Origin of the sequence: Pseudomonas hunanensis, assembly GCF_013393325.1 — a bacterium.
Taxonomy (GTDB): Bacteria; Pseudomonadota; Gammaproteobacteria; order Pseudomonadales; family Pseudomonadaceae; genus Aquipseudomonas; species Aquipseudomonas putida_P.
This window is the reverse complement of sequence record NZ_QJRC01000070.1, coordinates 34062-58891: the sequence shown is the minus strand read 5'-3', so window position 1 is coordinate 58891 and position 24830 is coordinate 34062. Positions and strand designations below refer to the sequence as shown.

Annotated in this window: 26 protein-coding genes; 15 read left to right on the top strand and 11 right to left on the bottom strand. The window is 62.7% G+C overall.

Annotation, left to right across the window (positions count from 1 at the left end; genetic code table 11):
* The first annotated feature begins 8 nt into the window (after positions 1-8).
* Positions 9-896: a cytochrome c oxidase subunit 3 gene (locus DM807_RS03950; protein ID WP_012269911.1), complete on the top strand. Its 888-nt coding sequence runs from the start codon at positions 9-11 to the stop codon at positions 894-896.
* Between the two features lie 61 nt (positions 897-957).
* Here DM807_RS03950 and DM807_RS03945 read toward each other — a convergent pair whose 3' ends face one another.
* Positions 958-1161, bottom strand: coding sequence for a twin transmembrane helix small protein (locus DM807_RS03945; RefSeq protein WP_003258925.1), 204 nt, complete (start codon positions 1159-1161; stop codon positions 958-960).
* 51 nt (positions 1162-1212) lie between these two features.
* On the opposite strand from DM807_RS03945, the gene DM807_RS03940 reads away from it, so the two are divergent.
* From DM807_RS03940 to DM807_RS03920, 5 genes are read left to right on the top strand one after another with little or no spacing between them, the layout of a single operon-like run.
* Complete coding sequence (locus tag DM807_RS03940) at positions 1213-1950, top strand: SURF1 family protein (RefSeq protein ID WP_060494169.1); 738 nt, start codon at positions 1213-1215, stop codon at positions 1948-1950.
* Positions 1919-2500, top strand: coding sequence for a hypothetical protein (locus DM807_RS03935; RefSeq protein WP_012269913.1), 582 nt, complete (start codon positions 1919-1921; stop codon positions 2498-2500). Before DM807_RS03940 ends, DM807_RS03935 begins: the two co-directional genes overlap by 32 nt.
* 9 nt (positions 2501-2509) lie before the next feature.
* Positions 2510-3589, top strand: coding sequence for a COX15/CtaA family protein (locus DM807_RS03930; RefSeq protein WP_012269914.1), 1080 nt, complete (start codon positions 2510-2512; stop codon positions 3587-3589).
* Positions 3574-4467, top strand: coding sequence for a heme o synthase (gene cyoE, locus DM807_RS03925; RefSeq protein WP_012269915.1), 894 nt, complete (start codon positions 3574-3576; stop codon positions 4465-4467). Before DM807_RS03930 ends, cyoE begins: the two co-directional genes overlap by 16 nt.
* Positions 4464-5096: an SCO family protein gene (locus tag DM807_RS03920; protein WP_012269916.1), complete on the top strand. Its 633-nt coding sequence runs from the start codon at positions 4464-4466 to the stop codon at positions 5094-5096. The genes cyoE and DM807_RS03920 overlap by 4 nt, the downstream gene beginning before the upstream one ends.
* 123 nt (positions 5097-5219) lie before the next feature.
* Here the strand turns inward: DM807_RS03920 and DM807_RS03915 are convergent, their stop codons facing one another.
* The 3 genes from DM807_RS03915 to DM807_RS03905 form a co-directional block, all read right to left on the bottom strand.
* Complete coding sequence (locus DM807_RS03915; RefSeq protein WP_012269917.1) at positions 5220-5990, bottom strand: MetQ/NlpA family ABC transporter substrate-binding protein; 771 nt, start codon at positions 5988-5990, stop codon at positions 5220-5222.
* A 64-nt stretch (positions 5991-6054) separates the two neighbouring features.
* Positions 6055-6726, bottom strand: coding sequence for a methionine ABC transporter permease (locus tag DM807_RS03910; protein ID WP_012269918.1), 672 nt, complete (start codon positions 6724-6726; stop codon positions 6055-6057).
* Positions 6726-7733 carry a methionine ABC transporter ATP-binding protein gene (locus tag DM807_RS03905; protein WP_012269919.1) on the bottom strand — a complete coding sequence of 336 codons (1008 nt, stop codon included), beginning with the start codon at positions 7731-7733 and terminating at the stop codon, positions 6726-6728. The genes DM807_RS03910 and DM807_RS03905 overlap by 1 nt, the downstream gene beginning before the upstream one ends.
* A gap of 227 nt (positions 7734-7960) precedes the next feature.
* On the opposite strand from DM807_RS03905, the gene katE reads away from it, so the two are divergent.
* Entirely contained in the window at positions 7961-10096 is a 2136-nt protein-coding gene (gene katE, locus DM807_RS03900; RefSeq protein ID WP_179027067.1) for a catalase HPII, read from the top strand.
* A gap of 96 nt (positions 10097-10192) precedes the next feature.
* On the opposite strand, the gene DM807_RS03895 is transcribed toward katE, so the two are convergent.
* The 4 genes from DM807_RS03895 to zur all read right to left on the bottom strand — a co-directional run bounded on the left by DM807_RS03895 (position 10193) and on the right by zur (position 13058).
* A complete protein-coding gene (locus DM807_RS03895; protein ID WP_060494669.1) occupies positions 10193-10900 on the bottom strand; it encodes a PA5502 family lipoprotein in 708 nt (235 codons plus the stop codon).
* A gap of 127 nt (positions 10901-11027) precedes the next feature.
* Complete coding sequence (znuB, locus tag DM807_RS03890; protein WP_012269922.1) at positions 11028-11810, bottom strand: zinc ABC transporter permease subunit ZnuB; 783 nt, start codon at positions 11808-11810, stop codon at positions 11028-11030.
* A complete protein-coding gene (gene znuC / locus DM807_RS03885) occupies positions 11803-12576 on the bottom strand; it encodes a zinc ABC transporter ATP-binding protein ZnuC (RefSeq protein WP_012269923.1) in 774 nt (257 codons plus the stop codon). The genes znuB and znuC overlap by 8 nt, the downstream gene beginning before the upstream one ends.
* A complete protein-coding gene (zur, locus tag DM807_RS03880) occupies positions 12573-13058 on the bottom strand; it encodes a zinc uptake transcriptional repressor Zur (RefSeq protein WP_012269924.1) in 486 nt (161 codons plus the stop codon). The genes znuC and zur overlap by 4 nt, the downstream gene beginning before the upstream one ends.
* An 18-nt stretch (positions 13059-13076) precedes the next feature.
* Between zur and DM807_RS03875 the strand changes: the two genes are divergently transcribed.
* Complete coding sequence (locus tag DM807_RS03875) at positions 13077-14033, top strand: zinc ABC transporter substrate-binding protein (RefSeq protein ID WP_060514958.1); 957 nt, start codon at positions 13077-13079, stop codon at positions 14031-14033.
* Between the two features lie 50 nt (positions 14034-14083).
* Here the strand turns inward: DM807_RS03875 and DM807_RS03870 are convergent, their stop codons facing one another.
* Together DM807_RS03870 and DM807_RS03865 are read right to left on the bottom strand one after the other, a co-directional pair.
* Positions 14084-15034 carry a homoserine kinase gene (locus DM807_RS03870; RefSeq protein ID WP_012269926.1) on the bottom strand — a complete coding sequence of 317 codons (951 nt, stop codon included), beginning with the start codon at positions 15032-15034 and terminating at the stop codon, positions 14084-14086.
* Between the two features lie 69 nt (positions 15035-15103).
* Complete coding sequence (locus DM807_RS03865) at positions 15104-15391, bottom strand: DUF2782 domain-containing protein (protein ID WP_010951520.1); 288 nt, start codon at positions 15389-15391, stop codon at positions 15104-15106.
* 75 nt (positions 15392-15466) lie between these two features.
* Between DM807_RS03865 and polA the strand changes: the two genes are divergently transcribed.
* Positions 15467-18214, top strand: a complete 2748-nt coding sequence (gene polA, locus DM807_RS03860) for a DNA polymerase I (RefSeq protein WP_179027066.1) — start codon at positions 15467-15469, stop codon at positions 18212-18214.
* Between the two features lie 334 nt (positions 18215-18548).
* Here the strand turns inward: polA and yihA are convergent, their stop codons facing one another.
* Positions 18549-19181: a ribosome biogenesis GTP-binding protein YihA/YsxC gene (yihA, locus tag DM807_RS03855; protein ID WP_012269928.1), complete on the bottom strand. Its 633-nt coding sequence runs from the start codon at positions 19179-19181 to the stop codon at positions 18549-18551.
* 201 nt (positions 19182-19382) lie between these two features.
* Between yihA and DM807_RS03850 the strand changes: the two genes are divergently transcribed.
* The 6 genes from DM807_RS03850 (at position 19383) to DM807_RS03825 (ending at position 24807) form a co-directional block, all read left to right on the top strand.
* Positions 19383-19685 (top strand): c-type cytochrome, encoded by a 303-nt coding sequence (locus DM807_RS03850; RefSeq protein WP_012269929.1) that lies wholly within the window; start codon positions 19383-19385, stop codon positions 19683-19685.
* A gap of 31 nt (positions 19686-19716) precedes the next feature.
* Complete coding sequence (locus tag DM807_RS03845) at positions 19717-20334, top strand: c-type cytochrome (RefSeq protein ID WP_012269930.1); 618 nt, start codon at positions 19717-19719, stop codon at positions 20332-20334.
* Positions 20335-20484: 150 nt separating this feature from the next.
* Positions 20485-21117 (top strand): thiol:disulfide interchange protein DsbA, encoded by a 633-nt coding sequence (gene dsbA, locus DM807_RS03840; protein ID WP_012269931.1) that lies wholly within the window; start codon positions 20485-20487, stop codon positions 21115-21117.
* Between the two features lie 12 nt (positions 21118-21129).
* Entirely contained in the window at positions 21130-21984 is an 855-nt protein-coding gene (locus DM807_RS03835) for an endonuclease/exonuclease/phosphatase family protein (protein ID WP_012269932.1), read from the top strand.
* Between the two features lie 27 nt (positions 21985-22011).
* Entirely contained in the window at positions 22012-23940 is a 1929-nt protein-coding gene (locus DM807_RS03830) for a GGDEF domain-containing protein (protein WP_012269933.1), read from the top strand.
* Positions 23941-24018: 78 nt separating this feature from the next.
* Positions 24019-24807 carry an N-acetylmuramoyl-L-alanine amidase gene (locus tag DM807_RS03825; RefSeq protein WP_012269934.1) on the top strand — a complete coding sequence of 263 codons (789 nt, stop codon included), beginning with the start codon at positions 24019-24021 and terminating at the stop codon, positions 24805-24807.
* Positions 24808-24830 lie beyond the last annotated feature (23 nt).

The window sequence follows — 24830 nt, the reverse complement described above, 5'->3', positions numbered from 1 at the left end:
GAACAGCAATGGCAAGTCATGAGCACTACTACGTCCCGGCGCAGAGCAAGTGGCCGATCATCGCCACCATCGGCATGTTCATCACGGTGTTCGGTCTGGGAACCTGGTTCAACGACATGAAGGCCGGCCACCCGGACTCGCATGGGCCGCTGATCTTCTTCATCGGCGCGTTGTTCCTGGCCTACATGTTGTTCGGTTGGTTTGGGGCCGTGGTCAAAGAGAGCCGCGCCGGGTTGTACAGCCCGCAGCTGGACCGCTCGTTTCGCTGGGGCATGAGCTGGTTCATCTTCTCCGAGGTGATGTTCTTCCTGGCCTTCTTCGGTGCGCTGTTCTACGTGCGGGTGTTGGCAGGGCCATGGCTGGGCGGCGAAGGGGCCAAAGGTGTCGCGCACATGCTGTGGCCGACCTTCGAATTCACCTGGCCGCTGCTGCACACACCCGACCCGAAACTGTTCCCGCCGCCCAAGGAGGTGATCGACCCGTGGCACTTGCCACTGATCAACACCATCTTGCTGGTCAGTTCCAGTGTGACCATCACCCTTGCCCACCACGCCTTGCGCCGTGACCACCGTGGGCCGCTGAAATTCTGGATGGCGCTGACCATCGTGCTGGGTATCAGCTTCATCGCCTTGCAGGCCTTTGAATACCACGAGGCCTATACCAAGCTGGGGCTGACGCTGGGCTCGGGGATTTATGGCGCGACGTTCTTCATGCTCACCGGGTTTCACGGCGCCCACGTGACCTTGGGCACGATCATCCTGATCGTGATGTTCGTGCGTATTTTGCGTGGGCACTTCAACCCGGAGAAACACTTCGGCTTCGAAGCGGCCAGCTGGTATTGGCACTTCGTCGATGTGGTGTGGGTGGGGTTGTTCATATTCGTATACGTGCTTTGAAGGGAAACAGAGACCCTGTAGGCGCGGGCAAGCCCGCGCCTACAGGGGGCAGATGAAAACTTCAGAAGGGGGCGTGGGACACGAGCTGACCGCTGATGAAGCCCCAGGCCACCAGGCCAATGGTCAGCGCCGCCAGGGTCACCCGCACTGTCAGTGCCTTGAGCAGACGAGTTGAGTTTTCATCGTCCTTGACCAGAAACACCAGGCCACTGAACAAGCTGGCAATCGTGGCCAACAGCATCAGGACAATCGCGGCCTTGAGCATGGCGCTACTCCGGGGGGATGCGGTGATGTGGATAAGTATAGCGAGGCGCCCGTGAGGCCGTTTCGCCCAGGCTGGGTACCGACCCTGGTGGTGCTTGCGCTGCTGCCGGGGCTGATTGCCCTTGGCTGCTGGCAACTCGGCCGAGCCGAAGAAAAGCGTGGGCTGTTGGCCAGCTATGCCGAGCGACGGGTCGAGGCGCCGCTGGCCGCAGCCCAGCTGACGTCCAGTGACGACAACGCGTTCCGCCGCGTGCATTTGTATGGCCGCTTCGATGCCGAGCACAGCCTGCTGCTGGACAACCGCATGCGTGACGGCCAGGCCGGTGTCGAACTGCTGCAACCCTTCCATGACCAGGCCAGTGGCCTGTGGTTGCTGGTCAACCGCGGTTGGCTGCCATGGCCGGACCGCCGGGTGCCGGTGCATTTCGAAACCCCGTCCCAGGCCTTGGCGCTGGACGCGTCCGTGTATGTCTCGCCCGGCAGCACCTTCCAGTTGCATCCCGACCCTGAAGGCGGCCAATGGCCGCATTTGCTTACCGCCATTGATGCCGCGCAGCTATGGCCGCAGCTCGACCGCGAAGGCTTCGCCCACGAACTGCGCCTGGAGCCCGGCCCGGCGACCTATCGCCTGGACTGGCCGGTCGTGGCCATGGGCCCGGAAAAACACCTGGGCTACGCCGTGCAGTGGTTCGCCCTGGCGACCGCTCTGGTTCTGCTCTACCTCTATTTCGGCTGGCACCAAAACAAGGAGAAACGCCATGGCCACCGCCACTCCACTGGACCTGCCTGAACGTAGCAAGCCCCGAGCCCGCGGGCGTTTGCAGCTGTTGCTGATTCTGCTGGTAGTGCTCGGGCCGATGATCCTGGCCACCAGCATGTACAAACTCAACTTCTGGGTACCGGAAGGCCGCAGCTACCACGGCGCGATGATCGGCAACGGGGAAAGCCGTGCCGATCTTGGCGTGGCCGGCGAGGACGAGCGCTGGCAGTTGCTGGTCAGCGCGCCTCAGGCCTGTGCCGAAGACTGCCAGCGGCTGGTGTACCTGGCCCGGCAGATTCAGGTCGGCCTGGGCCGCGATGCCAGCCGCGCCAGCCATGCACTGGCCGCTGCCCAGCCGCTGAGCGCCGACTACCAGGCGCTGCTCGGCCGCGAGTACCCGCAGCTGCAGCGCTACCCGCTGGATGCGCAACGTTACCAGCAGAAGGTTGCCGAGCCCGGCCCGCAGCTGTGGATTGTCGACCCGCACGGCAACCTGGTGCTGCGCTACGACGGCAAGGTCAACGGCAAGCATGTGCTGGATGACCTGCGCCACCTGCTCAAGCTGTCCAATATCGGCTAGGAGCCTGCCATGGCCAGACCCGGATTTCGCCTTGCTGTGTTCGCCACCCTGCTGGCACTGCTGGTCGTCCTGCTCGGTGCCTATACCCGGCTGACCCATGCCGGCCTCGGCTGCCCCGACTGGCCGGGTTGCTATGGCTTCATCAGCGTGCCCAAGAGCGAAGCGCAACTGGCCCATGCCGAGCTGCACTTTCCTGAGCACCCGGTGGAAGCTGCCAAGGGCTGGGCCGAGATGGTTCACCGCTACTTTGCCGGGACTCTAGCCGTGGTAATCGCCCTGCTCGCTTTCCAGGCGCTGCGCCGGCATGCCCGCGATGGCCAGCCCTATCGCCTGCCCGTGCTGTTGCTGGGTGTGGTGTTGGCCCAGGCCGCCTTTGGCATGTGGACGGTCACCCTGAAGTTGTGGCCGCAAGTGGTCACGGCGCATTTGTTGGGGGGCTTTACCACGCTGAGCTTGCTGTTCCTGTTGTCACTGCGTCTATCACGGGCCTTTGCACCCTTGCCAAAACTGCCCCTGAGCTTGCGCCGGCTCGCTGCGTTGGCCCTGCTGGTGGTGATCGGCCAGATTGCTCTGGGTGGCTGGGTGAGTGCCAACTACGCAGCCGTCGCCTGCATCGACCTGCCGACCTGCCATGGCCAATGGTGGCCGGCGGCGGACTTCAGCAATGGCTTCCACCTGACCCAGCACGTCGGTCCAAACTACCTTGGCGGGCAACTGGACAGTGATGCCCGCACCGCCATCCACATCAGCCACCGGCTGGGCGCGTTGCTGGTGACCTGCGTGCTGCTGATGCTTAGCTGGAAGTTGCACCGCTGCGGCTTGCCCGGCCTGGCACGGGTGGTGCTGCTGGCGCTGACCCTGCAAGTGGGCCTGGGTATCAGCAACGTGGTGTTCCACCTGCCACTGGCGGTGGCTGTTGCGCACAATGCCGGCGGCGCGATGCTGCTGCTGAGCATGGTGCTGGTGAATTACCGCATTCGCGTGGTCGACAGGGTTCGCGTGGGGGTCGGCAATGGCTGGCGCCTGCGGCCTGTGGCTGGCGTGGGCATATCCCATCACATGAGGAACGATTCGTGGCGACGCTTCTGAGCGCAAGGCGGGCCAGCTGGCGCGATTACCTGGAGCTGACCAAGCCCAAGGTGGTGGTGCTGATGCTGATCACCTCGCTGGCAGGCATGTTCCTGGCCACCCGCGCGGGTGTGAGCTGGAGCGTGTTGCTGTTCGGCAACCTGGGGATCGGCTTGTGCGCGGGTGGCGCTGCGGTGGTCAACCATGTGGTGGACCGACGCATCGATGCACTGATGGCACGTACCCACAAGCGACCGCTGGCCCAGGGTCGGGTCGAGCCGCTGCCGGCATTGCTGTTCGCCCTGGCACTGGCGCTGCTGGGCATGGCTCTGCTGCTGGCGTTCACCAACGCCCTCACGGCCTGGCTTACCCTGGCCTCGCTACTGGGCTATGCGGTGCTCTACACCGGCTTTCTCAAGCGCGCCACGCCACAGAACATCGTCATCGGCGGCCTGGCCGGCGCCGCCCCGCCGTTGCTTGGTTGGGTGGCGGTAAGCGGCCATGTCAGCGCTGAGCCCTTGCTGCTGGTGCTGATCATCTTCGCCTGGACCCCGCCGCACTTCTGGGCGCTGGCCATCCACCGCAAGGAGGAGTACGCCAAGGCCGATATCCCGATGTTGCCGGTGACCCATGGTGAGCGCTACACCAAGCTGCATATCTTGCTGTACACGCTGATTCTGCTGGCGGTAAGCCTGCTGCCGTATGCCATCCACATGAGCGGCCCGCTGTACCTGGCCTGTGCCCTGGTCTTGGGCCTGCGCTTCCTGCAATGGGCCTGGGTGTTGTACCGTGGCAGCCGGCCGCACGCGGCAATCGGCACCTTCAAGTACTCTATCGCCTACTTGTTCGCGCTGTTCATCGCGTTGCTCCTTGACCACTACCTGTTGCTGAACCTATGACCCGAACCCAGAAAACCGTCTTCATCCTCGTTGCCCTGGTCGCGTTGATCCTGGGCCTGACCGTCAACAAGGTGCTCAATGGTCGCGACCAGCCCAACCCCACCGAGCTGATCGACGCCGGCATCATCCTGCTGCCGCAGAGCCGCACTGTGGCCGACGTGACCATGACCAACCAGGACGGCCAGCCCGTGCGGCTGGATGACCTGAAGGGCAAATGGTCGCTGCTGTTCTTTGGTTACACCTACTGCCCGGACATCTGCCCGACCACCCTGGCCCAGTTGCGCCAGGTGAAGAGCGAGTTGCCCAAGGAAGCCGTCGACCGGCTGCAGGTGGTGCTGGTGAGTGTGGACCCGAACCGCGACACGCCGAACCAGCTGAAGCAGTACCTGGGCTATTTCGACAAGGACTTTGTCGGTGTGGCGGGGTCGATCGAAGACACCCAGAAGCTGGCCAATGCCTTGAGCATTCCGTTCATACCGGCGGATACCAGTAAGCCGGGGTACACCGTGGACCACAGCGGCAACCTGGCGGTTGTGGGGCCGGATGGGCGTCAGCGCGGGTTTATTCGTGCGCCGTTCAACAACCAGAAGCTGGTGGCGCAGTTGCCTGGGCTTGTGAAGCGGGATTGAGATTGATGGGCCTGCTGCGCAGGCCTATCGCAACACAAGGCCGCTCCTACAGGGGTACGCGGTCTCTTGTAGGAGCGGCCTTGTGTCGCGAAAGGGCCGCAAAGCGGCCCCAGGGGTGTCGGATCAGAACGCTGGAACCACAGCGCCCTTGTACTTCTCGATGATGAATTGCTTCACCTCTGGCGAGTGCAGTGCAGCTGCCAGTTTCTTCATGTCTTCCGAGTCCTTGTTGTCCGGGCGGGCAACCAGGATGTTCACGTAAGGCGAGTCGCTGCCTTCGATGGCCAGCGCGTCTTTTTCCGGGTTCAGCTTGGCTTCCAGCGCGTAGTTGGTGTTGATCAGGGCGGCATCGACCTGGGTCAGCACACGCGGGATGGTGGCCGCTTCCAGCTCACGGAACTTGATGCTTTTCGGGTTCTCGGCAACATCCTTCACGGTGGACAGGATGTTCTTGTTGTCCTTGAGCTTGATCACACCGGCCTTGTCCAGCAGCAGCAAGGCGCGGCCGCCGTTGGTGGCGTCGTTGGGGATGACCACGGTAGCGCCGGAGGACAGCTCGTCCAGCTTCTTGATCTTGGTCGAATACACGCCCAGCGGCTCGATGTGCACGCCCGCCACGCTCACCAGGTTGGTGCCCTTGGCCTTGTTGAACTCATCCAGGTATGGCTGGTGCTGGAAGAAGTTGGCGTCCAGGCGCTTTTCGGCCACCTGCACGTTCGGCTGAATGTAATCGGTGAATTCCTTGACCTTCAGCTCCACGCCTTCTTTGGCCAACTGCGGTTTGACGAAGTTGAGGATCTCGGCGTGCGGCACCGGGGTGGCGGCAACGGTCAGGGTATCGGCGTGGGCCGAGAAGGCCGCGACAGCGGCAGCGACAGCAAGCAGCTTCTTCATTGATCACTCCTTGTGAGGGCCGCGACGGCCCCCGAACGGGTCGGCCGGGCCGACCCTATTGGGGTTACTTACGGGAAAAATGTACGACCAGTTTGTCGCCCACGCTTTGCAGGACTTGAACCAGTACCAGCAGCAGAACCACGGTCACTACCATCACATCGGTCTGGAAACGCTGGTAACCGAAGCGGATAGCCAGATCGCCCAGGCCGCCCGCACCCACCACACCGGCCATGGCGGTGTACGAAACCAGGGTGATGGCGGTGACGGTAATGGCTGCGAAGATACCCGGGCGGGCCTCCGGCAGCAGTGCGCTGGTGATGATCTGGCGGGTGGTGGCGCCCATCGACTGGGTGGCTTCGATGATGCCGCGGTCCACTTCACGCAGAGCGGTTTCAACCAGGCGGGCAAAGAACGGCGTGGCACCCACTACCAGTGGTGGGATGGCGCCGGCAACGCCCAGCGAGGTGCCGGTGATCAGCACGGTGAATGGGATCATCACGATCAGCAGGATGATGAACGGCAGCGAGCGCAGGATGTTGACCACCAGCGACAGCAGCGCGTACACGCCCTTCTGTTCGAACATCTGCTTCGGCCCGCAGAGGAACAGCAGCACACCCAGCGGCAGGCCCAGCAGCACGGTGAAGAACAGCGAGCCGAACAGCATGATCATGGTGTCGATGGTGGCCAGCCAGATTTCGGCCCAGTCGACGTTGGCGAAGAAATTCAGGGCGTCCATCAACGCAGTACCTCCATATGTACGTCAGCTGCCTTGAAGCGGGCAAACGCCGCTTCCATGTCTCCGCCGATCAGGGCGAGGGTGAGCTGGCCATAGGGGACATCCTTGATGCGGTCGATACGCCCGGCGAGGATGCTGTAGTCCACACCGGTTTCGCGGGCCACGGTGCCCAGCAGCGGCGCGTAGGTAGCGTCGCCCTGGAAGGTCAGGCGCACGATGCGGCCCGGTACGTGGGCAAAGTCGTCGCGCTGCTCGCCTTCGTCGACCTGCTCGTCTTCTTGGACGAAGCGCTTGGTGGTGGGGTGCTGCGGGTGCAGGAACACCTCGGCCACCGAGCCTTGCTCGACAATCTGGCCGGCGTCCATCACCGCCACGCGGTCGCAGACCCGGCGGATCACGTCCATCTCGTGGGTGATCAGCACGATGGTCAGCTTCAGCTCACGGTTGATTTCGGCCAGCAGTTGCAGGACCGAGGCCGTGGTTTGCGGGTCGAGGGCACTGGTGGCCTCGTCGCACAGCAGGATCTTCGGGTTGGTGGACAGGGCGCGGGCGATACCGACGCGCTGCTTCTGGCCGCCGGACAGCTGCGCCGGGTACTTCTTGGCGTGGTCTGACAGGCCCACGCGGGCCAGCAACTCGGTGACGCGCGTGTCGATCTCGCTGCGCGACAGCTCGCCGGCCAGGGTCAATGGCAGGGCGACGTTGTCGGCGACGGTCTTGGAGGCCAGCAGGTTGAAGTGCTGGAAAATCATCCCGACCTGCTGGCGGAAGCCGCGCAGCTGGCTGGCGTTGAACGCGGTGACGTCTTCGCCGTCGACGATGATCTTGCCACCGGAAGGTTCTTCCAGACGGTTGATCAGGCGCAGCATGGTGCTTTTGCCGGCGCCGGAATGGCCGATCAGGCCGAACACCTGGCCATCTTCGATGGTCAGGCTGGTCGGATTCAGTGCGGGGATTTCCCTACCGGCAACGCGGTAGGTTTTATGTACCTGTTGGAACTCGATCACGTAGCGAACCTTGTGGGGCGCATTGAAATTTGAATCAGCGGTTAGCTGGGGTCGCGCATTTTAGCCTTTTCCCATAGCTGTTCTTAGCATTTATTTCGTAATGCACCAATCCATCGGGCATATCGCGACAACCGGTAATCCTGATTGAACGCTCGGCAATGCCTCCCAGTCACTACTTGAACAAGCCCGAAACGGGCACGCCTGAAGACTGACGAGGAGAGCCGACCATGCCCAGCAAGAAAACGGACGCGCCCAAGCACAGCGAGGCCGCCGGCACCCAGACCCCTGATCGGGCCAACACCAACGCCAAGCTGCAGAGCCTGGAGGCCTTCCGCAGCGATGCCACGGGCCAGGCCTTGCGCACCAACCAAGGGGTGAAGATCGCCGATAACCAGAACAGCCTCAAGGCGGGTGTTCGAGGGCCGTCGTTGCTTGAAGATTTCATCATGCGCGAGAAGATCACCCACTTTGACCATGAGCGCATCCCTGAGCGCATCGTCCATGCCCGGGGTACCGGGGCGCACGGCTACTTTCAGAGCTATGGCTGCCATGCCGAGCTGACCAAGGCCGGTTTCCTGCAGGACCCGGAAAAGATCACCCCGGTATTCGTGCGCTTTTCCACCGTACAAGGGCCGCGCGGCTCGGGTGACACGGTGCGTGATGTGCGCGGTTTTGCCGTCAAGTTCTACACCGATGAAGGCAACTTCGATCTGGTTGGCAACAACATGCCGGTATTTTTCATTCAAGATGCCATCAAGTTCCCGGACTTCGTGCATGCGGTGAAGCCAGAGCCACAGAATGAAATGCCCACCGGCGGCTCTGCCCACGACACGTTCTGGGACTTCGTTTCGCTGGTGCCGGAGTCGGCGCATATGGTGATCTGGGCCATGTCCGACCGCGCCATCCCGCGCAGCTTGCGAATGATGGAAGGCTTTGGCGTGCACACCTTCCGCCTGATCAACGCCGAGGGTGTGGCCAGTTTCGTCAAGTTCCACTGGAAGCCCCGTCAGGGCGTGCACTCGGTGTTGTGGGACGAAGCGCAGAAGCTGGCAGGCAAGGACACCGACTACCACCGCCGTGACCTGTGGGAAGCCATCGAGACCGGGGACTACCCGGAATGGGAGCTGGGCGTGCAGGTGGTACCCGAGGCCGACGAGCACAAGTACGACTTCGACCTGCTCGACCCGACCAAGCTCATTCCTGAAGAGCTGGTGCCGGTGAAGCTGCTGGGCAAGATGGTGCTCAACCGCAACCCGGACAACTTCTTCGCAGAAACCGAGCAGGTGGCGTTCTGCCCAGGGCATATCGTGCCGGGCATCGACTTTACCAACGACCCCCTGCTGCAGGGGCGATTGTTCTCGTACACCGATACGCAGATCAGCCGGCTGGGCGGGCCGAACTTCCATGAAATCCCGATCAACCGCCCGGTGGCGCCGAACCACAGCAGCCAGCGCGATGCCATGCACCGCATGACCATCGACAAGGGCCGGGCTTCGTACGAACCCAACTCCATCGACGGCGGCTGGCCGAAGGAAACACCCCCTGCTGCACAGGACGGTGGCTTCGAGAGTTATCAGGAGCGGATCGATGCACACAAGATCCGCCAGCGTAGCGAATCGTTCGGCGATCACTTCTCTCAGGCGCGGCTGTTCTTCCAGAGCATGAGCCCGACCGAGCAGCAGCACATCATCAAGGCTTACAGTTTCGAGCTGGGCAAGGTGGAGCGTGAAGCCATCCGTGCCCGGGAGGTTAACGAGATTCTGGCCAATATCGACCTGAAGCTGGCGGCGGCGGTGGCGGCCAACCTGGGGCTGCCTGCGCCCAAGCAGGGAACGGTCAAGGTGAAAGGCAGCAAGCTCGCGCAGTCCAAGGCGTTGAGCCAGATGAACCACCCCGGTGACGTGGGCATCAAGGGGCGCAAAATTGCGCTGCTGGTGGCGGATGGCGTGGACGGTGCTAGCGTCGACAAGCTGGTGAAGGCGCTGGAAGCACACAGTACACGGCCGATGCTGTTAGGGCCGACATCGGCGCCGGTAAAGACTGCGGACGGTAAGCAGCTGCCGGTGGATGCGTCGATGGAAGGGATGCCTTCGATCATGTTCGACGGGATTGTCGTGCCAGGAGGCAAGGCTTCGGCGGACGCCTTGGTGGCCAGCGGGCTGGCCAAGCACTTCTTGCTGGAGGGCTACAAGCACCTGAAGGCGATGGTGTTGACCAAGGAGCTGGCGTCCGGCCTTGGGCTGAAGGAGGACAAGGGATTGCTGCTGGGGGATGACCAGAAGACCGTGGATGCCTTTGTCAAAGCGGTTGAAGGGCACCGGGTTTGGGAGCGGGAAGCAGCTGCGGAGGCTGTGCCGGCCTGATAGGTCCTATTCGCGGGTAAACCCGCTCCCACAGGTACAGCACCGACCTCGAAACCTGTGCTATCCCTGTGGGAGCGGGTTTACCCGCGAAGCTTTTTACTGCTGATGCGGTACCAGAACCACCTGCGCCGGCAGCGAGCGCTGGATCTCATGGGTCTGCTTCAGATCGAAACCACTGTCGATCTTGCGCACCCGCTTTTCCAGCAAAGTCTTAAGCCAAGGTGCGTCGTCAGTGCGCGGCACCTGGAGCACCACCTCGCAGTCATAGCTCACCACATCGGCGGCAATATCATCGAGCTGACGGCGCATGGCGCGGCTGTCAGTGGTCTTCAAGGCCACCACAGTGCTTGGCGCTGTCGGGTCGATGATACGTGCCTTGGGTTTGGCTTCAGCGGCTTTCAAGGCGGCCTCTGCCTTCTCCAGCTCGGCCTTGCGTGCCTGGCTCAGGGGATCGCCACCGGTCACTGCCGGGGCTTGCGGCATCAGTGCGCGAGCACGGGCCAACGCGGTAGCGGCCGCGTTCACATCGCCCTTCTGCAGGACGATCTGGCTGCGCTGCAGGTAGGCTTCGGCCAGCTGGCGCTGGTATTGCTCCAGGCGTGGGTCATCCGGCGACTGGGCCTGCAGGGCTGCAAGCTGGTCTTCGGCGGTGGCCAGCTCGTTGCTGGCGATATTTTGTTGCAACTGCTGCCAGGCATCGGCTTGGGCAGGTGCGGTGGCCTGCTCGACCGGCGCGCTGGAACAGGCAGCCAGGAACAGGGAAAACGCGGCAACAAGCAGATAACGGGAGGCGAACGGCTTCATTCCTGCGACTCTCTATTTGCGCAAAAAGCGAGCAAGTCTACACCCAGGTGCGCACGCTCGAAAACAGGTCTTACAGACCCTTTACCCGGCAAAAGGTTGCAAGGCGTGCCTGCACACGCCCTGCTTCTCAGCGTTTTGGCAGGGCCAGGCTCAGCAAGAATAGCACCGCCGCGCAGACCACGATCGACGGGCCGGCGGGGGTGTCCTTGAACCAGGACATGGCCAGGCCACCGCACACAGCGGTAACGCCCAGCAGGCTGGCGCCCAGGGCCATCTGCTCTGGCGAGCGGGCGTGACGCTGTGCCGCAGCCGCAGGGATGATCAGCAGCGAGGTGATCAGCAGCACACCGACGATCTTCATGGCCACGGCAATTACCACCGCAATCAACAGCATGAGCGCCAGGCGCAGGCCGGCCACAGGCAGGCCTTCGACCATGGCCAGCTCTTCGTGCACGGTAACCGCCAGCAGCGGCCGCCACAGCACGGCGAGCAACAGCAGCACCAGCGCACTGCCGCCGAGGATCCAGGCCAGGTCGGTGGTGCTGATGGCCAGCAGGTCGCCGAACAGGTACGCCATCAGGTCGATGCGCACATCGTGCATGAAGCTCAGTACCACCAGGCCCAGCGACAGGGTGCTGGGGGCGAGGATGCCGAGCAGGGTGTCGGAGGCCAGCGGCTGGCGTTGCTGCAAGGTCACCAGCAGGATTGCCAGCAACAGGCAGCCCACGGTTACCGCCAGCGCTGGGCTGACGTCCAGGGCGAAGCCCAAGGCCACACCGAGCAAGGCGGCATGGGACAAGGTGTCGCCAAAGTAGGCCATGCGCCGCCACACCACGAAGGAGCCCAGCGGGCCGGCGACCAGCGCCAGGGACAAACCGGCAAGCAGGGCGTAGAGAAGAAAATCAGCCATGCTTGCAGTGCTCTCCGTGAACATGGGTGCCAGGGGCGACCACCGAGCCGTGCAGGTCGTGGCTGTGGTCGTGATGGTGGTGGTAGATGGCCAGGCTAGGTGCGGTCTGGCCAAACAGCTCGACGAACGCCGGGTCGCCGCTGACTTGCTCGGGGTGGCCCGAGCAGCATACGTGGCGGTTCAGGCACACCACCTGGTCGGTGGCGCTCATCACCAGGTGCAGGTCGTGGGACACCATCAGCACGCCGCAGCCGTGGCGGTCGCGCAGGCGGGTGATGAGGTTGTACAGCTCGGTCTGGCCGACCACGTCCACACCTTGTACCGGTTCGTCGAGCACCAGCAACTGGGGCTCGCGCAACAGGGCGCGGGCCAGCAGTACGCGTTGCATCTCGCCGCCGGAAATGGTCTGGATAGGGCTGTCGATGACCTGCTCGGCGCCCACTTCCTGCAGCGCGGACAAGGCTGCCGCGCGGTCTACGCCGGGCACCAGGCGCAAGAAGCGCAGCACCGACAGCGGCAGCGTGGCATCGACCTGGATCTTTTGTGGCATGTAGCCAATGCGCAGCTTGGGCTTGCGCCATACCTTGCCGCGGTGTGGCTTGAGCAGACCGAGTACGGCGCGCACCAGGGTGGTCTTGCCGGCACCGTTGGGGCCGATCAGGGTGACGATCTGACCGGGGGCGACCGACAGGTCGATGCTGTCGAGTACCGCCTCGCCGCCAAAAGTGACGCCGACCTGTTCCAGGCGGATCAAGGCATCGCTCATGCCGCGCTCCGGCAGCTGCCGCACAGCCCGACCACTTCCACGGTCTGGGTCTCGACCGTGAAGCCCACGCCTTTGGCGCTGTCGATGATGGCATCGCTGATGCTGCTCTGCTCCAGCTCGATGGCCACATGGCAGGCGCGGCAAATCAGGAACTGGCCTTGATGCACATGCTCGGGGTGGCTGCAGCCGATGAAGGCGTTGAGCGAGGCGATGCGGTGCACCAGGCCGTTTTCCAGCAGGAAGTCCAGCGCGCGGTACACCGTGGGCGGGGCGGCGCGGCGGCCGTCCTGCTCGCTGAGCACGGCAAGGATGTCGTAGGCGCCCAGTGGCTTGTGGCTTTGCCACACCAGCTCCAGCACTCGGCGGCGCAGCGCGGTCAGGCGCAGGCCCAGGCGGGTGCACAAGGCGTCGGCTTCAGCCAGTGCGCTGTGTACGCAATGGGAGTGATCGTGAGGACGGTTGGCCAGCGGCGTGATGGACATGGGCAGCGACGGTTCTGGATGGAGACGTTATTATGTTACCTGTTTCTGACGACTCGAGTATCCACCGTGTCCCGATTCCTAGCTCTGTTTGTCGCTTTCATCGCATTTTCCGCCCAGGCCGATGTGCGCGTGCTCACCAGTATCAAGCCCCTGCAGCAGATTGCCGCTGCCGTGCAGGATGGCATTGGCAGCCCTGACGTCTTGCTGCCACCAGGCGCTTCGCCGCACCACTACGCGCTGCGCCCGTCCGATGTACGGCGGGTGGGTGATGCCGACCTGCTGTACTGGATCGGCCCGGACATGGAGAACTTCCTGCCGCGTGTCTTGGCTAGCCGCAGCAAGGCCACCGTGGCCGTGCAGTCGCTGACGGGCATGAAGCTGCGTCACTTTGGCGAGGACAGCCACTCCCATGAGGAAGAAAGCCACGACGACCATGACCATGATCACCGGCCGGGCAGCCTGGATGCGCACTTGTGGCTATCGTCGGTCAATGCGCGAGTAATCGCGGCAAAAATGGCGGCTGATCTGGCCCAGGTCGACCCGGCCAATGCGGCTCGCTACCAGAGCAACCTGAAGGCCTTCGACGAGCGTCTGGATGCACTGGATGCGCGTATCAAGACGCGGGTGGACGGTATTGCCGGCAAACCTTATTTCGTGTTCCACGAAGCGTTCGATTACTTCGAGGCTGAATATGGTTTGAAGCACACCGGCGTATTCAGCGTGGCGTCCGAGGTGCAGCCTGGGGCGCAACATGTGGCGGCCATGCGCAAGCGCCTGCAGGAAGTGGGCAAGACCTGTGTGTTCAGCGAGCCGCCACTGCGACCGCGCTTGGCCGAGACCTTGACCGCCGGGCTGCCGGTGCGCCTGGCCGAGCTGGATGCGCTGGGCGGAACAGACCCGGTGGATGGCAAGGGCTATGAGCGCTTGCTGGAAAAGCTGGGCGGCGACTTGGCTGGGTGCCTGGAACAGCTCTAAGCCTGTGCCGGCCTCGTCGCGGGCATGCCCGCGAAGAGGCCGAATAGAAACTAGAGGGCGAATGGCAGGTGCAAAGCCACCTGCTGGCGCTGCGCCAGACGCACTTCGAACTCGCTCGGGTCATGGATCATCACATCCATTCCGGCAAACGACTCCGCTGCAATCAGGCGCGACAACCAGAAGCGCACGCAGCCTACCCGCAGCATTTCCGGCCACAGCTCGGCCTCGGCAGCCGTGAATGGCCGCAGCGCCGCATAGGCAGCCAGCAGCGCCTGTGCACGCGGCACATCCACCGCACCCTGCTCGTCCAGGCACCAGTCGTTCACGGTAATGGCGATGTCATACAGCATCGGCCCGGAACAGGCGTTGTAGAAGTCGATCACCCCGGTCAGGTGGGTGCCTTCGAACATCACGTTGTCGCGGAACAGGTCGGCATGCAGGTTGGCCCGTGGCAAGGCCAGGATCTGCGCTTTGTGCGCGGTGATTTCGTCCAGTGCCGGTTGCAGCAGCTTGGCTTGCTCGGCGGTCAGGCGTGGCAACAGTTCGGCACCCGAGGCCAGCATCCAGTCCAGGCCACGGTCGGTCTTGCGTTCGATGATGTGCGCGCGGGTGGCCAGGTGAATGTGCGCCAGCAACTCGCCGACCTGGGCGCAGTGCTGGTTGTTCGGTGCCTTGATGTGCTTGCCCGACAGCCTTGGCTGCAGCAGCGCAGGCTTGCCGCACAGCTCGCGCAGGCCGTTGCCGTCGCGGTCACGAATGGCATAGGGCACCGGCATGTCGGCGGCGTGCAGGGTGTCGAGCAGCTCGATAAAGAACGGCATGTCCTCGCTTGGCCCGCGCTCGATCAGCGTCAGGACGAACTCCCCCTGTTCGAGGCTGACGAAGAAATTGCTGTTTTCGGTGCCGGCGGCAATGCCCTGGAAGTCGAGCAGACGGCCCAGCTGGTACGGCGCCAGAAAGGTTTCCAGCTCAGGCCGGGTCACGGGGGTGAAGACTGACATGATGAAAAAATGCCCATACGGGCACTTCCGCCGGGAAGTGCCGGGTTGATGTGAACGGTGCGCGTCAGATTACCACTCGAAGATCTTCCAGGACGGAATCAGCATGTCCGGCTGGTCGGATCGAATGAAATTGGCATCAGTGCCATCGGCGCGTACCAGAAAATAAGGCTTGCCGTTTTTCGGCGTGATCTTGATCGCATACAGGAAGCCGTTTTGCCGGTACTCCTGGATGGTTTTGTCGCCTTCCGTGCGAATGGTCACCTCGGGATCGGCCGAGGGGGCGTCGTCCGCCGCCAGGGTAACGACAGGCATGGTTGCCAACAGGCCGAGCAGTAACAGGCGATTGAGTGTACGCATGATAACCTAGTCCCTTTGTCGTCAATGATTCTGGCTATTCTAGCGCCGGACCCGTCGAAAAGGTTGATTCTGCTCATGAGCCAAGCGCCCCTCGTCCTGGTGGACGGTTCCTCCTACCTGTACCGCGCCTTTCACGCGCTGCCGCCGCTGACCACGTCCAAGGGCATGCCGACCGGTGCGGTGAAGGGTGTGCTGAACATGCTCAAGAGCCTGCGCAAGCAATACCCCGACAGCCTGTTCGCCGTGGTGTTCGACGCCAAGGGCGGCACTTTCCGCGATGCCATGTTCGCCGAATACAAGGCCAACCGCCCCAGCATGCCGGACGACCTGCGGGTGCAGGTCGAGCCGCTGCATGCCAGCGTGAAGGCGCTGGGCTATCCGTTACTGTGCGTCGAGGGTGTAGAGGCCGACGACGTCATCGGCACCCTGGCGCGCAGTGCTGCCGCGAAGGGTCGCCCGGTGATCATTTCGACCGGTGACAAGGACATGGCTCAGCTGGTGGACGGGCACATTACCTTGGTCAACACCATGACCGGAAGCGTGCTGGACGTGGCTGGCGTGCACGAGAAATTTGGCGTCGGCCCGGAACATATCATCGACTTCCTGGCCCTGATGGGTGACAAGGTCGACAACATTCCCGGCGTACCGGGCGTGGGCGAAAAAACCGCCGTGGGCCTGCTGACCGGTATCGGCGGCGGCCTCAGCGATTTGTACGCGAACCTGGACAAGGTACCGGCACTGGCCATTCGTGGCGCCAAGACCTTGCCGGCCAAGCTTGAAGAGCACCGGGACGCAGCGTTCCTGTCCTACGAGCTGGCCACCATCAAGGTCGATGTGCCGCTGGATGTCGAAGTGGATGCGCTGGTGTGCGGTGAGCCTGATCGCGAAGCGTTGCAGGCGCTGTACACCGAGATGGAGTTCAAGAGCTGGGTTGCCGAAGTGCAGCGTGAGGCCGCAAGGGCGGGTAATGAGGTTGCGCCGGTCGAAGTGCCGGCGGCCAAGGTTGAGCCGACGTACGAAACCATTCTTGACCAGGCCCGTTTCGAGGCCTGGCTGGACAAGCTGCGTCAGGCGCCGCTGTTCGCCTTCGATACCGAAACAACCGGCCTGGATGCCCAGAAGGCGCAGCTGGTTGGCCTGTCTTTCGCTGTTGCGCCCCATGAGGCGGCTTATGTGCCGCTGGCCCACGATTACGAAGGCGCGCCAGCCCAACTGGACCGCGACGCCGTGCTGCTGGCGCTGAAACCACTGCTGGAAGACCCGGCCAAGGCCAAGGTCGGGCAGAACGCGAAGTATGACATCAACATCCTCGCCAATGGCTCGCCCGCCATCGAGATGCGTGGCGTGGCCTACGACACCATGCTCGAGTCGTATGTGCTGAACTCCACCGCCACCCGTCATGACATGGACAGCCTGGCGCAGAAGTACCTCGACCACACCACCATCGCCTTCGAGGATATCGCCGGCAAGGGCGCGAAGCAGCTCACTTTCAACCAGATCAACCTGGACAAGGCCGGCCCCTACGCGGCCGAAGACGCCGACATCACCCTGCGCCTGCACCAGGCGCTGCAGGCACGCCTGGCACAGACGCCAAGCGTGCAGCCGGTGCTGATGGACATCGAGATGCCGCTGGTGCCAGTGCTGGCCAAGATCGAGCGCCAGGGCGCGCTGGTCGATGCCGCGCTGTTGCACGTCCAAAGCGGCGAACTGGGCGTGAAGATGGGCGAACTGGAGCAACGTGCCTACGAGCTGGCCGGCGAGGAATTCAACCTCGGCTCGCCCAAGCAGTTGGGCGCGATCCTTTACGACAAGCTTGGCATGCCGGTGCTGAGCAAGACCGCCAAGGGCCAGCCCTCCACCGCCGAAGCGGTGCTCGATGAGCTGGCCTTGCTCGGTTACCCACTGCCTGAGGTACTGATGCAGTACCGCAGCCTGAGCAAGCTCAAAAGCACCTACACAGACAAGCTGCCGGGCCAGATCAACCCCCGCACCGGGCGTATCCACACCTCCTACCAGCAGGCTGTGGCGGCCACTGGCCGGCTGTCGTCGAGCGACCCTAACCTGCAGAACATCCCGATCCGTACCGCCGAAGGCCGGCGCATCCGCCAGGCGTTCATCGCCAGCCCAGGATACAAACTGCTGGCGGCGGACTACTCGCAGATCGAGTTGCGCATCATGGCCCACCTGGCCAAGGACGAAGGCTTGCTGCACGCTTTCCGCAACGACCTCGACGTGCACCGCGCCACGGCGGCGGAAGTGTTCGGTGTGGCCTTGCAAGACGTCACCACCGACCAACGTCGCAAGGCCAAGGCCATCAACTTCGGCCTGATCTACGGCATGAGCGCCTTTGGTTTGGCCAAGCAGATCGGCGTCGACCGCAAGCAGTCGCAGGATTACATCGACCGCTACTTCGCCCGCTACCCAGGCGTGCTGGCCTACATGGAACGCACCCGCGCTCAGGCGGCCGAGCAAGGTTTTGTCGAAACCCTGTTCGGCCGTCGTCTGTACCTGCCGGACATCAACGCCAAGAACCCCGCCCTGCGCAAAGGCGCCGAGCGTACGGCGATCAACGCGCCGATGCAGGGCACCGCGGCCGACATCATCAAGCGGGCCATGGTCAATGTGGATAACTGGCTGAGCGAGAGCGGGCTGGATGCCCGAGTGATCCTGCAGGTACACGACGAACTGGTACTCGAGGTACGCGAGGACCTGGTTCAGCAGGTGAAAGATGAAATTCGCCAGCACATGAGCCAGGCAGCGCAGCTGGATGTACCGCTACTGGTGGAGGCAGGAATTGGTGCGAATTGGGACGAAGCTCACTGATTGAGCAGGGAAAGCTGTGTAGGATCTGCGACGTAGCGACGCGGATCCTGGCACCGCTCAGTGCCATTGGTGCTGAAGTTTCATGAAACTATCGCAAATAGTTTTCAGGGCTTCGGAACTAAACCGGTGAAGCGGAACTCAGAGTAACTGAATGGCTGGTGAAGCCCTTCGATGCTCCTATGTTGTGTTAAGTGTTGGCAGATATCTGGACCCCGCCCTAGCGGTCCGGACTTGGACCCCGAACTTCCCCCTCCCCATACGAAGTCCGGGGTTTTTTTTGCCCGGAATTTGCCACCAAGGTGCCCCGCTCCCACAAGAGCGGGGCAGTGCAGCTTCAGGCGACTGGCTTGTCTTCCAGCTCCATCCAGCCCGCCAGCACCCGGTAGGCGTCTTCCACGCCCAGGCGCTTGGGTGCCGAGAACAGCTGGATGGTCACGCCATCGCCCCAGCCCTTGCGGATTTCCGACTGCACCTTGAGCAAGGTGTTCTTGCCCGCGCCGTGGGTCAGCTTGTCGGCCTTGGTCAGCAGGATGTGCATCGGCATGCCGCTGGCCTTGGCCCAGTCGAGCATCATCTTGTCGAAGTCGGTCATCGGGTGGCGCACGTCCATCATCAGGATCACGCCACGCAGGCACTCCCGGCTGCCCAGGTAGGCTTCCAGGTGTTTCTGCCAGTGCTGCTTGAGCGGAATCGGGACTTTTGCATAACCGTAGCCCGGCAGGTCGACCAAACGCCGTTCATCGTCCAGACTGAAGAAATTCAACAGCTGGGTGCGCCCTGGAGTTTTCGAGGTACGCGCCAGGCTGGCATGAGTCAGGGTGTTGAGGGCGCTGGATTTGCCGGCGTTTGAACGGCCGGCAAAAGCCACCTCGTAACCCTGGTCGTCCGGGCATTGTTCGACCTTGGCTGCGCTAAGGGCGAATGTGGCTTTCTGGCAGAGGCCGAGGATGGGGTTCTTGACTTGCATGGGATATCCGATGTGGGTGTTGCCTGACTCTGTAGGCCCGAGCCTGGCAAGCGGTGTCGTTTCCGTTTGGATGGCGGAAGTATATAATGCCCCAGTTTTTGTGTGCTCATTCTCCCAGCGAAGGAGAACGGGCATGGGGTGTCGAACAATAGCTCGCGCAACAGAACGCAGCGCGGCCCCCAACCCTGAAGGTCGTTCCGCATGGCGAAATGGCTGCTTGCTGTCGGTATGTTCCTGCCGGTTTTCAGCGCACAGGCTACACAGGATCCCGAGGTGTTGTACAACCGCACGTGTGCGGCCTGTCACACCGGGCAGTTGCCACAGGCACCCAGACAGGGTGACCGGGCGGCTTGGGAGCCAAGGCTGGCGCAAGGCATGGAGGTACTGGTGAAGCACGTGACCCAGGGTTTCAAGGCTATGCCGCCGCGTGGATTGTGCATGGACTGCAGTGCCGAGGACTACCGTTTGGTCATCCTTTGGATGAGCGGCAGTCCCGATACATAACATTTCACCCTTAGCCGTGTTGGATTAGCTGATGAACAAACTAGTCGTGAGTCTGCTGTTGACCCTGGGTGTCGCAGGTGCGGCCACTGCTGCGCAACCTATCAAAGGCGATGCCGCCGCTGGCCAGGCCAAGACTGCCGTCTGTGGCGCCTGCCACAACCCCGACGGCAACAGCCTGGCACCGAACTTCCCGAAACTGGCCGGCCAAGGCCAGCGCTACCTCGAAAAACAACTGCACGATATCAAGTCGGGCAAGCGTACCGTGTTGGAGATGACCGGCATGCTGACCGCCTTCAGCGACCAGGACCTGGCCGACATCGCCGCCTACTTCTCCAGCCAGAAAGGTAGCGTGGGCGCTGCCGATCCCAAGCTGGTCGAGCGCGGCCGTTCGCTGTTCAATGGCGGCGACCTGGAGAAAGGCATGCCTGCCTGCACCGGCTGCCACTCGCCCAACGGTGCAGGCATCGCTTTGGCCGGCTTCCCGCACCTGGGCGGTCAGCACTCTCAGTACGTGACCAAGCAGCTCACGGACTTCCGCGAAGGCAACCGCACCAACGATGGCGATGCCATGACCATGCGCACCATTGCCGGCAAGCTGAGCAACCACGACATCGAGGCGTTGGCCAGCTATATCCAGGGCCTGCATTAACTTTCAGTTAATGTTGTAGGCCAATGATGAAAGGGCGGCCGGGCCGCCCTTTTTTCAGTCCGCAGCCGTTACACTACAGAACTCGGCCCTTCCCGGCCTGTCTCAGTGCAGGTCGCGTCGTGGCGACCCATGACTGCTCAGGAGTAAAGCATGCGTAAACTGATTCTCAGCGCTGCGCTGGTCGCCGCCAGCGTATTCGGTATGACTGCCGTCCAGGCCGCGGAGCCTGTTGCCGGCAAGGAATACATCGAGCTGAGCAACCCTGTTCAGGTTTCCGTGCCTGGCAAGATCGAAGTGGTCGAGCTGTTCTGGTACGGCTGCCCTCACTGCTACCACTTCGAGCCGGTCATCAACCCGTGGGTCGACAAGCTGCCCAAGGACGTCAACTTCAAACGCGTACCGGCCATGTTCGGTGGCCCTTGGGATGCACACGGCCAGATGTTCCTCACCCTCGAAGCCATGGGCGTCGAGCACAAGGTGCACGCGGCGGTGTTCGATGCCATCCAGAACCAGCGCAAGCATTTGACCAAACCAGAAGAGATGGCCGACTTCCTCGCCACTCAGGGCGTGGACAAGGACAAGTTCCTCGCCACCTTCAATTCGTTCGCCATCAAGGGCCAGGTCAACCAGGCCAAGGAACTGGCGAAGAAGTATGAAATTACCGGCGTACCGAGCATGGTGGTCAACGGCAAGTATCGCTTCGACCTGGGTACCGCTGGCGGGCCGGAAGGTGTACTGAACGTCGCCGACCAGCTGATCGAGAAGGAGCGCGCCGCTAAGTAAGCGGCGTAACCCATGCCCCGCCTCAGAGCTACGCGTGGCATTGGCCTGCACCAGCCGCAGGTCAACGAGCACCACCTGCAGGCCCCAGGCCTGCCCGAGGATGGTCGGCTGCGGCTGCTCAGTTTCAACATCCAGGTGGGCATCAGCACCGAGCGCTACCGGCATTACCTGACCCGTAGCTGGCAGCACTTGCTGCCGCACAACGGGCGGGCCGGCAACCTGCAGAAGATCGGCAAGCTGCTGGGTGACTTCGACCTGGTGGCCCTGCAGGAAGCCGACGGCGGTAGCCTGCGCTCGGGCTACGTCAACCAGGTGGAACACTTGGCCCATCTGGGTGCCTTCCCCTATTGGTACCAGCAGCTCAACCGTAACCTCGGGCGTTTTGCCCAGCACAGCAACGGCGTGCTCAGCCGCCTGAAACCGCAACTGCTCGAAGACCACCCGTTGCCAGGGCCGGCCGGGCGTGGTGCGATCCTGGTGCGTTTTGGCGAGGGCAAAGATGCGCTGATCGTGGTGATGATGCACCTGGCATTGGGGGCCAAGACCCGCGCCCTGCAGCTGGGCTACATTCGCGAGCTGATTGGCGGTTACCGTCACCAGGTACTGATGGGCGACATGAACACCCATGCCACCGACCTGCTGGAGCATTCGCCGTTGCGCGACCTTGGCCTGGTTGCCCCGCAAGTCGAAGCCACTTTCCCCAGCTGGCGACCGCAACGTTGCCTGGACCATATCCTGCTCAGCCCAAGCCTCACTTTGGAGCGGGTCGAGGTGCTGGCGCAGCCAATTTCCGACCACCTTCCCGTTGCTGTCGAGATTCGATTGCCTGATGCATTGACTGTGGATACGCTGCCGGTTTTGAGCTAATTGCCATCACCGTTTGCGGACCTGGGCATGACTGAAGACGCAGAGCGCTGGAAAGAAAAATACCTGAAAAGCATCGAGCAGCAAGAAAGGCTCGAACGCCGTTGGGATGCCCGTCTTGACTTGCTGCGTCGCGGCCTGGTGCGTAGCACCCTGGCTGCCGAAGGCAGTGACAAGATCGTCGATGAGTGCATGAAGGAAATGCGCGATGTCATCCGCAGCGACAATATGGACGCCGGCCTTGCCGGGTTGATTCCGCGCCTTGAAAAAGCGGTGTTGGACTCCGAACAGCGTCGCGAAACCCGCATGAACCAAGTCAGCGATGCGCTGACCGCACTGGTTGGCCAACTGCAAGGCTTACCGCTGCCCAGCGATATCTCGCGGCCATTGAAAAAACTGGCGAAGAAGCTCGACGGCGGGGTTGCCCAGTCACGCGAGCTGCCGCCGCTGCTGGGCGAGTTGAGCGGCCTGCAGGGGCGCGCGCTGTCGGCCTTGGGCAAACCCGGCGAAGACGCCCGGCCAGGTTTTCTGCAGCGTTTGTTCGGCAGCCGCGAAGAAGAAACACTGGCGGAGGCAGAGCATGCGCCGGTGGCCGAAGCCCAGCCCCAGGCAGCGGGCAGCATCGCACTCTTGCCGCCCGATGACGTCGATGCGCTACAACCGTTGCCGGGCCCTGCTGCCTCCTGCGCCGAAGTGACTGACGCACCCGAGGCTGAGCTGGAAGTTTCTGGCCCGGCGCTGATCGAGTCGGTCGAAACGCAGCCCGCCTCGTTGCCACAGATGCCACAGGATGAAGCACCAGTGGCAGAAGCTGCCGCCAGCGAGCCGTTGGCTGAGGCAGAGCCGCTACCGACACTGGAAGAAACCTTCGGCGAAGACGGCCCCTATGCCCTGCCCTACGCGGTGGAGCCGCCTTACAGCCAGGTTGCCGCGCACATCGAGCAAACCTTGATCGGCCTGCTCGATGACCTCAGCCTGCCCGAGCGGCACAAGGCCCAGGCGTTGGAAATGCGCGAGCGGGTTGCCCGCGGCTTGAACTGGTATGAGCTGATCCCGGTGCTGGATGATCTGGCGGTACTCATGCTGGCGATTACCGACAGCGGCCAGCACGAATTTGAAACCTACCTGCAGCAGCTCAACGAACGCCTGGAAGGTTTCCAAAGCCACTTGCATGAGGCCAGCGCCGGCCATGCCGACAACAGCAGTGCGGCCCGCGAGCTGGATAGCCAACTGCGCGAGCACGTCGATGGCCTGCAGAGCAGCGTGCAAGGCGCCGCCGACGTAGACAGCCTCAAGCACATCCTGGAAAACCGCCTGGAAGGCTTGCTGGTGACCATGGACGAGCACAAGCATGAGCGTGATCGCCGTGAGCAAGAGCTGGCTGGCCGTCTGCAAGGCCTGTCGGAGCGGGTGGCGAACATGGAGCACGAGGCGCTTGGCTATCGCGAGCATCTGGAGGAGCAGCGCCAGAAAGCCCTGCTCGACCCGCTCACTGGCCTGCCCAACCGTGCCGCCTGGAGCGAGCGAGTCGAACGCGAAATGCTCGACTGGCAAGAAAACGGTGGCCATCTGGCGATGGCGATTCTCGACCTTGACCATTTCAAACGCATCAATGACAGCTATGGGCACCTGGCTGGAGACAAGGTCCTCAAGATCGTTGCCGACCAGTTGCGCAAGCGCCTGCGTGGTCGTGATTTCATCGCCCGTTTTGGCGGCGAAGAGTTCGTCTTGCTGCTACCGCAGACCCCGCCGGCGGCCGCCGCACAGGTGGCCGAGCTGCTGCGTGCCACCGTCGAGGCCTGCCCATTTCACTTCAAGGGTGAACGGGTGGTGATCACTACCTCCATCGGTCTGGGCGCATTCCGTCCTGGGGAGCGCAGCGACCAAGTGCTCAAGCGCGCCGATGCCGCGTTGTACCGGGCCAAGGAGCATGGGCGCAATCGCGTCGAACAAGGTTAGCCAGTCACGTCGATCCACGGCAGGCGCAGCTGTGGGGAGCACGTTATACTGTAGCGCTCATACGCTGAGGCCACTGACGTGCTTTCCACGCTTAAAAAAACCCTGATTTCCTTTTTGTTGTTGTCTGTCGCCGGTTGCTCGACGGGCCTGCGCATCGACCGCAGCCACCCTTCAGCCAATCAGGACAACCGCATCCAGTTCGTTGTCCTGCACTACACCAATGCTTCGCTGGAGCGTTCTCTGGCGTTGCTTACCCACGGTGAGGTCAGCAGCCATTATTTGATCGGCGATGGCCCGGCGACGGTGTATCAACTGGTGGATGAAAACCGTCGTGCCTGGCATGCCGGTGATAGCCAGTGGCAGGGGCGCACCTGGCTGAATTCCTCGTCCATCGGTATCGAGATCGTCAACCCGGGCTTCACCGACACCCCGAACGGCCGTGTCTGGCACCCTTACAGCGAGGCGCAGGTCCAGTCGTTGATCGCGCTGCTCAAGGACATCGTCAAACGCAATAACATCGAACCCCGCCATATCATCGGCCACAGCGACATCGCCCCGCTGCGCAAGCTGGACCCAGGGCCATTGTTCCCGTGGAAGCGCCTGGCCGACGCCGGGCTGGGTATCTGGCCGGATGCCAACGCGGTTGCACGGCAGCAGGCCTACTTCAGTGTCAACCCGCCAAGCGTTGGCTGGTACCAGCAGGAACTGGCACGTTTTGGCTATCAAGTCGAACAGACCGGCGTGCTGGATGTCGCTACACGCCATGTGATCGCTGCCTTCCAGATGCGCTTCCGCCCGCAGCGCTTCGACGGCATGCCGGATGCGCAGACAGCCGCGATGCTGCAGGTGCTCAACCGGATGCGCTAAGCCTGTGTCGCCCGCAGCGAAGC